This window comes from Streptosporangium sp. NPDC006007 (genome assembly GCF_040614315.1).
Lineage (GTDB): Bacteria > Actinomycetota > Actinomycetes > Streptosporangiales > Streptosporangiaceae > Streptosporangium.
In genome coordinates this window covers 44,995-54,050 of record NZ_JBEXUG010000040.1, presented here as the reverse complement: position 1 = coordinate 54,050, position 9,056 = coordinate 44,995, and the positions used below count along the sequence as shown (strand labels likewise).

9 protein-coding genes are annotated in these 9,056 nt (G+C 70.2%); 3 read left to right on the top strand and 6 right to left on the bottom strand.

Features of this window, described 5'->3' with window-relative positions:
• The first annotated feature begins 115 nt into the window (after positions 1–115).
• A complete protein-coding gene (locus ABZ194_RS24945) occupies positions 116–490 on the top strand; it encodes a DUF2267 domain-containing protein (RefSeq protein ID WP_355599428.1) in 375 nt (124 codons plus the stop codon).
• 336 nt (positions 491–826) lie between these two features.
• Positions 827–2,740: a glycoside hydrolase family 15 protein gene (locus tag ABZ194_RS24940; protein WP_355599427.1), complete on the top strand. Its 1,914-nt coding sequence runs from the start codon at positions 827–829 to the stop codon at positions 2,738–2,740.
• 66 nt (positions 2,741–2,806) lie between these two features.
• Here the strand turns inward: ABZ194_RS24940 and ABZ194_RS24935 are convergent, their stop codons facing one another.
• From ABZ194_RS24935 to ABZ194_RS24910, 6 genes are all read right to left on the bottom strand, one after another.
• The gene (locus ABZ194_RS24935) at positions 2,807–3,655 is read right to left on the bottom strand and encodes a universal stress protein (RefSeq protein ID WP_355599426.1); all 849 of its coding nucleotides are present in this window, start codon (positions 3,653–3,655) and stop codon (positions 2,807–2,809) included.
• A 106-nt stretch (positions 3,656–3,761) separates the two neighbouring features.
• Positions 3,762–4,574: a signal peptidase I gene (gene lepB / locus ABZ194_RS24930; protein ID WP_355599425.1), complete on the bottom strand. Its 813-nt coding sequence runs from the start codon at positions 4,572–4,574 to the stop codon at positions 3,762–3,764.
• A gap of 585 nt (positions 4,575–5,159) precedes the next feature.
• Entirely contained in the window at positions 5,160–5,375 is a 216-nt protein-coding gene (locus tag ABZ194_RS24925; protein ID WP_355599424.1) for a hypothetical protein, read from the bottom strand.
• Between the two features lie 420 nt (positions 5,376–5,795).
• Entirely contained in the window at positions 5,796–6,500 is a 705-nt protein-coding gene (locus tag ABZ194_RS24920; protein WP_355599423.1) for a phosphatase PAP2 family protein, read from the bottom strand.
• A gap of 19 nt (positions 6,501–6,519) precedes the next feature.
• A complete protein-coding gene (locus ABZ194_RS24915; RefSeq protein ID WP_355599422.1) occupies positions 6,520–7,278 on the bottom strand; it encodes a phosphatase PAP2 family protein in 759 nt (252 codons plus the stop codon).
• Between the two features lie 71 nt (positions 7,279–7,349).
• Positions 7,350–7,733, bottom strand: a complete 384-nt coding sequence (locus ABZ194_RS24910) for a hypothetical protein (RefSeq protein ID WP_355599421.1) — start codon at positions 7,731–7,733, stop codon at positions 7,350–7,352.
• A 227-nt stretch (positions 7,734–7,960) separates the two neighbouring features.
• On the opposite strand from ABZ194_RS24910, the gene ABZ194_RS24905 reads away from it, so the two are divergent.
• Positions 7,961–9,049, top strand: a complete 1,089-nt coding sequence (locus tag ABZ194_RS24905; RefSeq protein ID WP_355599420.1) for a quinone-dependent dihydroorotate dehydrogenase — start codon at positions 7,961–7,963, stop codon at positions 9,047–9,049.
• Positions 9,050–9,056: the final 7 nt, after the last annotated feature.

Here is a 9,056-nt window from a genome sequence, read left to right as displayed (position 1 = left end):
CCGCGCTGAGCTGGATCTGCCGACTCACATCCAACCCGCTCAGGCCTGGCCACCGCGAGCAGCGACCCGGTGAACGTTCCCGGTCACCGCACTAGCCGGTCAAGGGGGGATCGATGTGGAGTACAAGGAGTTCGTTCAGACGGTGGCGGAGCGCGCCAACCTGTCACGGGAGGCGGCCGCCGACCTCCTCCGGGCGACGCTGGAGACGCTGGGGGACCGGCTGAGCGCGGGAGAGGTCCGTCATCTCGCCACGCACCTGCCGGAGTTCCTGAGAAAGTCCCTTCCCGCCCGGGATCGGAGCCGGCAGTTCGGGCTCCACGATTTCGTGATGCGGGTCGGCAGGCGCACCGGGCTGACCACCAAGGAGGCCGTCGACGGGGTCCGGGCCGTCCTGACGACGCTGCGCGAGACGGTCTCCGCCGAGGCCTTCGACCATGTCATGGCGCAGCTTCCGTCCGACTTCCAGGGGATGGTCGAACCCGCCTCCTGACCGGTCCTCCCACCCGGCCGGTGAGCGGGTCCGGGCCACGGCCGGAGAGGCCCCGCCCCGGCCTCCGCCTCCGGCGCCGGGGCACCGAGGGGGGCGTGCCTTCCCTCGCCGGCGCTCCGTGCTTAGAGTGATGGTGTGACGGTCGTCGCCGCAGGTCACGGCGGGTCGCCGGGGTGAGGAGGCCCGCGAGCCCGCCGCACACCGGTGTCCACGCCTCCGAGGGCGCGTGGCGCCGCCCGTGCGCGCGGCGGGTGCCCGAGGCGCGCCGGAGCGGTTCCGATGTTCGGCACGGCCGCCTGAACGAGGTTCCCGGGGAAGGCAGGTCATCGGATGACGATGGATCCTTCGGCAGGCGTGTTCTGCGACTGCTCTCCTTTCCCGCCCATCGCGGACTACGCCTTCCTGTCCGACTGCGAGGTCACCGCGCTGGTGGCGCCGAGCGGAAACGTCGAGTGGCTCTGCCTGCCCCGGATGGACTCGCCCAGCGTGTTCGCCGCCATCCTGGACCGGGACGCGGGAGGGTTCCGGCTCGGCCCCGCCGACATCAGGGTGCCCGCCGCGCGCCGCTACCTGCCGGGCACCATGGTGCTGGAGACGAGTTGGGGCACCCCGACCGGCTGGATCGTCGTGCGCGACCTGCTGATCATGGGTCCTTGGCACCATCACGAGGAGCTCTCCCACACCCACCGCAGGGCGCCGACCGACTACGACGCCAGCCATGTGCTGCTCCGTACGGTGCGCTGCGTCAGCGGGGAGGTACAGATCACGCTGGACTGCGAGCCCGCGTTCGGCTACGGCCGCAGACCGGCCCAGTGGTCCTACAGCGACCGGGGCTACCACCAGGGCATCGCCCGAGCCGAAGGGGAGGGGCTGGAGCTCAGGCTCACCACCGACATGCGGCTGGGGTTCGAAGGGTCGCGGGCGACGGCGCGCACCCTGCTGAGGGAGGGGGACACCCGGTTCTGCGCGCTCTCCTGGACCGATCACGAACCGCCCTACTCCTTCGAGGACGCGTACGACCGGCTTGTGTGGACCGCCCACCACTGGCAGCACTGGCTCGCCAGGGGCGACTTCCCCGACCATCCCTGGCGGAGCTTCCTTGAGCGCAGCGCCCTCACCCTCAAGGGCCTGATCTTCGCGCCGAGTGGCGCGCTGATCGCGGCGGCGACCACCTCCCTGCCCGAGGTGCCGGGCGGGGACCGGAACTGGGACTACCGCTACAGCTGGATCCGTGACTCCACCTTCGCCCTCTGGGGCCTGTACACCCTCGGCTTCGACTGGGAGGCCGACGACTTCTTCTGGTTCATCGCCGACGTCGCGGAGCGGGACGAGGATCTCCAGGTCATGTACGGTGTGGACGGTGAGCGTGAGCTGGACGAGCGCATCCTGGAACATCTCGACGGATACGAGGGGGCCAGGCCGGTCCGGGTCGGCAACGCCGCCTACAACCACCGCCAGAACGACGTCTGGGGAGCGGTCCTCGACTCCTTCTACATCCACACCCGTTCCCGCGACCGCCTGGACGAGCGGATCTGGCCCGTCCTGAAGCGCCAGGTCGAGTGCGCCATCAAGTACTGGCGGGAGCCCGACCGAGGCATCTGGGAGGTGCGCGGCGAACCCAAGCACTTCACCTCGTCGAAGGTCATGTGCTGGGTGGCGACGGATCGGGGGGCGCGGCTCGCCAGGCTCCGCCAGGACATGGACCTGGCCGCGCGCTGGCAGGGGGTCGCCGACGAGATCCACGCCGACGTGTGCGCCAACGGCGTCAGCGAGCGGGGGATCTTCAAACAGCACTACGACACCGACGCCCTCGACGCCTCGCTCCTGCTCATCCCGCTGGTCCGTTTCCTGCCGCCCGGCGACCCCAGGGTCCGTAACACCGTCCTGGCCATCGCCGACGAGCTGACCGTGGACGATTTGGTCCTGCGCTACCTGCCGAAGGAGACCGACGACGGCCTGACGGGGGACGAGGGGACCTTCACGATCTGCTCGTTCTGGCTCGTCTCGGCGCTGACCGAGATCGGGGAGCACGCCAGGGCCCGCAGGCTCTGTGAGAAGGTGCTCTCCTTCGCCAGCCCGCTCGGCCTCTACGCCGAGGAGATCGACCCTCTCAGCGGGCGTCACATGGGCAACTTCCCCCAGGCGTTCACCCACCTCGCCCTTATCAACGCGGTCATCCACATCATCAGGGTCGAACGCGGCCGGCACGGCACGAGAACATGGCGGATGCCCACGGGGGAACCGCTCTGACGGCGTGCCCCGCGCATCCACCGGCGGCCGGAGCCGCCGCGACCGGTCGCGCGGCGCCTGAGGGGCTCACCGCGAGGACGGGCCCGGTGCGCGGGACGGGACCACGACGACCGTGCCGGGGGCCCCGCGCAGCAGCGCCTGGCAGACCAGCCCGAGCGGCAGCTCCACCGGGTCCTCCGGCGTGCGGTCACCGATCACCGTCACGTCCGCGCCGTCGGCCACCCGCTGGAGCGTGGCCATGTGGGATCCCAGCTGGACCACGGTCTCCACGGTCACCTGGGGGTGCTTCTCCTCCCACACCGCGATGGTCCGGTAGAAGCGGGCTGATATCTCCCGGCTGTCCGCCGTGTCCTCCGGGCACATGCAGATCGCCCGCAACGACGCCTGCCGCAGCTGTGCCTCCTCGAACGCCAGCCCGAGCTCCGGCCGTTCCGGGTTCGCGCCGTCCACACCGACCACCACGAGGCCGGTGCGCGGGCGGAAGTGCTGCTTGACGACGACCACGGGGGAGTGGGTGTGCGAGGCCAGCTGGAAGGCGGTCGAGCCGATCTGCAACTCCTCGAACCCGCCCGCGCCACGCTGCCCGACCACGACCAGCTCGGCGGCGCTCGACTCGCCCATCAGGACGACCGACGCCGACCCCGTCTCCAGACGGGAGCGCACCTCCAGCCGGGGGGCCAGCGCGCGTGCCAGGCTCACCCCGGTGTCGAGCACATGCCGGCCCATGTGCCGTACGGCCTCCATGCTCTCGGCGGAGATCGCGGGCATGGGGTAGGGCCACTGCCAGGCGTGGCAGACGATCAGGGGGACGAAGCGCAGGCGGGCCTCGTCGACGCCCCACCGGAGAGCCCGCTCGCTCGCCTTCGAACCGTCGTATCCGGCGACCACCGGCCGTCTGTTGTCGTGCGCTCGCATCGCGGTCCCCTCCCCGTCGCGCCCTCACCTCATCCTTGCCCATTCCCGCGGATGTGATGAGCGCCACGCGCCGGAGGACCTCCTCTGGTCCGGCCGGCCAAGGACGTTACGACCGGCTACGGCGCCTCGACAGGTGGCGGCGGCGCCAGCGCGTCAGGGGCACCGCGCCCGCGAACCCGAGCAGGAGCGGGGCCGCGGAGCCGACGGCCCCAGCGGCCCGCAGGGCGGGCTGTGAGAAGGTGTCGGGAATGGGGAGCGTGGTGGCGCGGGAGAACGGCCACACGATCACGAAGGCGCGGCCGAGCACCTGTTCCTGGGGGATCGCGCCGCCGCCCGGGTCGCCCTGGTGCAACCGGGAGTCGTACGACACCGACCGGTGGTCGCCCATCACCCAGAGCCGCCCCGGCGGCACCTTGATCTCGAACGGCCTGTCGGACGGCTTGTCACCCGGATGGAGATAGCTCTCCTCGGCGAGCGGGACGCCGTTGACCGTGACGCGTTTCTTGGCGTCGCAGCACTTCACCGTGTCGCCGGGCACGCCGATGACCCGTTTGATGTAGTCCTTCTCACCCGGCACGACGCCGAAGAGGGTGCCGACCCAGCGGAAGGACGCCGCGATCGGGTTGGACGGCTCCTCAAGGGCGACCTCGCTCTTCCAGGAGTCCACCCCGGAGAAGACCACCACGTCCCCGCGCTCGATGTCGCGGACGCGGTAGACGAGCTTGTTGACCAGCACCCGGTCGTTCGTCAGGAGCGTGTTCTCCATCGACTCCGACGGGATGTAGAACGCCTGGACCACGAAGCTCTTGATCAGGAGTGCCAGCAGGAGGGCGACCAGGATCATGCCGGGGAGTTCCCGCCAGAACGAGCCCTTCTTCTTGCGGCTCCTGGTCGGCTGCTCGACGTCTTCCGTGACCACGTGCCCCCCGTCCCCGGCGGGACGGCCTGTTCCCGCCCACGGCCCTCGCTGGTTTTCGCTGATGAGCCTAGATCATGTCTACCTCCGGCGCTCCGCGTCGGGCGGATCGGGCCCGGACATCGCCGGGTCCGTCGCCCTCCCGCGCGGGGAGAGGACAGAACGTGATCAATCCGCGACCCCGGGGTGGTCCCGTCGCCCTCCCGCGCGGGGAAGGGACGCCGGTTGGGCGGGCGCATCGGCGGGGCATGGCTAGGCTCCGGAGAATGAAGCAGCGGATTGTCGCCATTGTCGTACTTGTCGGGCTGATTGGAACGAGCGGTCTGGCCGTGATCGCGTCCTGGAGTCTCTCCGGCTGACTCCGGCCCCTGAGCCCGCGCGCGCAGCCCGGACGTCGAGCCCGGACATGTGTTTCGGACATGTGGTGGGATATGGGGCCGACAGGCCGAGGGGGGCGCCGAACCGGCGCCCGGCGGTCCGTGCGACGCTGCCGGGTTGCCCGCCAGGCCGTACGGCGTGGCGGTTTACCCGGCGTGCGAGGCGCTCTCGATGCCCGTCCGGCGCCCGGCGCCGGACGTGCTCAGATGCTCAGGCGCCCACCATCGCCGTCTCGCCGGTGTGCTGCTGGCGATTCTGCGGCTGCCGGTGCGGGAGGACGCCCTGGACGGCCGGCGCGGGCGCGGACGGGCAGGCGCAGTATCCGTTCGCGACGATCAGTCGTCCCCGCTGCGGCGTGTAGTCGCGGGAGTCGGTGGTGAGAAGCACACCTGTGCAGGTATGGCAGACAACGGGCTGGCGATCCATGGACCGGCTTCCTTCCTGAGGGTAGCCGTCGAACGTTGCTGGGTCCGGCCGGCTGCTGCTGTGGTGCACCGACCGGGAACACCTGGTCTCCCAATCGGCGCTTCTATCGTACTTCGTAACATACGGTAGCCGCAGATCTGCAATCAGTGACATCTGTGGACTGTTCCCGTGAACCATCTCATATGGCGCAGGACTCTGGCGTCTATTGCGGTTCCACGGGCGGGCACTTTATGAACGGGCTGGTCGGTGCGGATAGTGATCTTTGCTGCATGAGGTCCTTTGCCGCTCATCCTCCTGCATTTCCCCGGCGAGCGAACCGGAAAAAGCAGGAAAAGGTGGTATATCACTTGATTGATGGCATGAACTGACGGTCTTTGTCGGGATTCGCCATCCTGGGTACGGCGCCGGGAGGACGCGCCGTCATGCCGTCACGGCCCGCTCCTCCCGTTCCCCCTCTCGCGCCCGCTCGGTCAGCACGGGTCGCAGCAGCAGCGCGTTGGCGGCCACCGCGACGCAGACGGCTCCGAGCAGCAGCCCCCAGCTCACATCGCTCAGGTGGTGCATGCCGCGATACATGCGGGAGTAGGCGATCCCCAGCGGGATCGCCAGGCCGACCAGCCACCACAGCACGTTGAGGATCTTGTAGCGGTGGGTGTGGAGGGTCAGCACCAGGGCGACGGCGCAGTAGAAGCCGACCGCGGCGCTGGTGTGCCCGGAGGGAAAGCTGGAGGTGGGGGGAGCGGGGTCGAGGTGCTGGACCGCCGGCCGCCTGCGCTGGGCGAAGACGGTCGCCAGCAGGAAGACGGCCGACTGGGAGAACACGGCCAGCAGGAGGAAGGCCGACTCGTTCCAGCGCTTGAAGATCAGCCGGAAAAGGACGACGAGCACCGCGGTGGCGATAATGATCGTCGGCATGTCCGACAGACCGGTCATTCTGTCGGTTATGGAGTTCAGGAGGGCCGTGCGGCCGTGACTCAGCCGCTCGTTGACCCCCCGGTCGCCGGCCACCAGGGTCGTCGTCTGCAGGACTTTGGTGATCAGGAGCCCGACGCCGACCGTCACGACGGCCAGGGCGGCCAGCGGTAGGAGGATGCGGCGTACCACGGCGGTGAAATCGACCGACATTTTCGACATGGCGCGCGAACTACCCTGATTTTTTCCCCCGGAACGCCTCGGGCTCGACGCCCTCCAGGTACGGCTCGGCCGGCCTGCGCCCCTCCTCCCTGCGCCACGTCTCGAACCCCGCGGTGATCCCCGCGACCACGACGACGCCCAGGGCGACCCCGGCGATCACGTCGCTGAGCCAGTGGACGCCCAGCGCCACCCGCGTGTAGGCGACGAAGACGATGAGGACCGCCGCGACGGCCCAGGCCGCGATCCTGGCGGCCGTCCTCCTGAGGGAGGGCAGCAGCATGAGCACCAGAATGCCCGTCCCCGTCGCCACCGCCATCGCGTGCCCGGAGGGGAAGGAGGAGCCCGGAGCCCACGACACCGGGTCGGGCAGGACCGGCCGTGCCCGGTTGACGACCTCCTTGACAGCGAGGTTCAGCAGGCCGCTGACGGTGATCGTGACGACCGCCCAGACCGCCAGGCGTCTCGCCCCTCGATACCAGGCCCAGACCGCCGCCAGCACCACCAGGACGCGCCACGTGGTCGGCCCGAACACCTCGGTGCCGATGCCGAGCAGGCGCGCGTAGCCGGGATGGGCCAGGGCGTCCGCGTGAAGGTGCCTGGCCACGCTCTCGTCGAGGTCGTTCAGCGGTGCGAAGGACGACATGACCAGCACCAGCAGCAGGACGAACGGCACGGAGAACAGCGCGACGGCCACCGTCGAGAGCGTGAGCCGCACACCCAGGCGGCCGTCCGAACTCTGGGGGCTCCGGTGATTGATGGACCTGACCATCGTCCATCGATACCCGATGACAGGGGGATATGCATGCCGGAACGGGCAGAAGCCCGGGGCGGTGCCGGGTCTCAGGCGGCGCGGCGGGGCTCGCGTCGGGTGGTCCAGCGCAGTACGTCGCAGTGGCGCCGCTCCGCCTCGGCGAGTGCCGACTCGTCGATGTAGACGTCGAGCACGGCTCGCAGCTGCGGCATCCGCTCGGCGATGTCGGTCCACGCCTGCGCCGGGTCGTCCAGGCCGAGTTCGATCAGCGCGTCCAGGTGCGCGGCGTAGGCCGTCCACCACTGGCGGCTCAACTCGGCCAGGAACCCGCTCAGGCCGTCGAACTCCCGTTGGATGTCGGAGTCCCACCAGGGTGGTATCGCGGTGTCGCCGGTCTCAGCCATGTCGCGGAGCACGACATGTACCAGGGCGCGACGCCGCCGGATGATGGCCGAACGTGACGAATTGTTCATATTCTCACCATGCCTACCCCGGTTTGCCGAACGCTTAACGATCTATTGACGGCGAGACGCGACGTCGGGCCGCCGGGCGGCGCCGGGAATCGCCTGGTCCGGCTCACGGCGCGGACGCCGTCGCGCGCGACCCGCACGCTCCCCGTCCCCCGTCCCCCGGCCTCCCCTCCTTCAAGGGGTACGGCCGGCGCGAGCCGTACCGCACCGGGGGACTACCCTGATCGGTGATGTATCGATTCGTGTTCACGCAGGTCCTCAGCCGCTTCGACCCGGAGGACGTGCACCGTCTGACGGTCGGCGCGCTCCGCCTTCTCTCGGTGACGCCCGTGGTCAAGCGGCTCGTCCACCGCCGGCTCGCCCCCCGCGACCCCGTCCTGCGCGTGCGGGCGTTCGGCGTCCACTTTCCCGGTCCGTTCGGCCTGGCGGCGGGCTTCGACAAGGACGCCGGCTGCGTGGAGGCCATGTCCGCGCTCGGCTTCGGCCACGTCGAGGTGGGCACGATCACCGCGCACGCCCAGCCGGGTAACGCCAGGCCCCGGCTGTTCCGGCTGGCGGGGGATCGGGCGATCATCAACCGGATGGGCTTCAACAACGCGGGCGCCGGCGCCGCGGCCCGGACGCTGCGCAGGCCCCGCGGGGTCCCGGCGATCGTCGGCGTCAACATCGGCAAGACCAAGGTCGTCCCCGAGGCCGAGGCCGTTCACGACTACGTGACCAGCGCCAGGGAACTGGCCGCCCTGGCCGACTACCTGGTGGTCAACGTGAGCTCGCCGAACACCCCGGGGCTGCGCGACCTGCAGGCGGTGGACCTCCTGCGCCCGTTGCTGGCGGCGGTCAAGGAGGTCGCCGACGGGACGCCCCGGCGCACCCCGCTGCTGGTCAAGATCGCTCCTGACCTGGCGGACGAGGACGTGGACGCGGTCGCCGACCTCGCCGTCGAACTCGGCCTCGACGGCATCATCGCCACCAACACCACGATCAGCCGCGCGGCCGTGACCAGCACCGAGACCGGTGGGCTGTCGGGGCGCCCGCTGAAGGCCCGCTCGCTGGAGGTGCTGCGCAGGCTGCGCGCCCGGGTGGGCGACCGCCTGACGCTCGTCTCGGCCGGCGGTGTCGAGGACGTGGACGACGTCTGGGAGCGGCTGCTCGCCGGGGCCACCCTGGTTCAGGGGTACACCGCCATGATCTACGAAGGTCCCCTGTGGGCCCACCGTGTCCACCGCGACCTCGTCCGCCGGATGCGCCGGCACGGCGTCACCGATCTACGGGAGATCGTCGGCCGTACCGCGGGCCGAGGCAATACCCTGGGTGGGTAACTTTCGA

What these genes read in the sequence shown, in the direction of transcription:
- ABZ194_RS24940 (WP_355599427.1), top strand. Translation starts at nt 827, where the DNA reads ATGGATCCTTCGGCAGGCGTGTTCTGCGACTGCTCTCCTTTCCCGCCC.
- ABZ194_RS24935 (WP_355599426.1), bottom strand. Translation starts at nt 3,655, where the DNA reads ATGCGAGCGCACGACAACAGACGGCCGGTGGTCGCCGGATACGACGGT.
- ABZ194_RS24925 (WP_355599424.1), bottom strand. Translation starts at nt 5,375, where the DNA reads ATGGATCGCCAGCCCGTTGTCTGCCATACCTGCACAGGTGTGCTTCTC.
- ABZ194_RS24920 (WP_355599423.1), bottom strand. Translation starts at nt 6,500, where the DNA reads ATGTCGGTCGATTTCACCGCCGTGGTACGCCGCATCCTCCTACCGCTG.
- ABZ194_RS24915 (WP_355599422.1), bottom strand. Translation starts at nt 7,278, where the DNA reads ATGGTCAGGTCCATCAATCACCGGAGCCCCCAGAGTTCGGACGGCCGC.
- ABZ194_RS24910 (WP_355599421.1), bottom strand. Translation starts at nt 7,733, where the DNA reads ATGAACAATTCGTCACGTTCGGCCATCATCCGGCGGCGTCGCGCCCTG.
- ABZ194_RS24905 (WP_355599420.1), top strand. Translation starts at nt 7,961, where the DNA reads ATGTATCGATTCGTGTTCACGCAGGTCCTCAGCCGCTTCGACCCGGAG.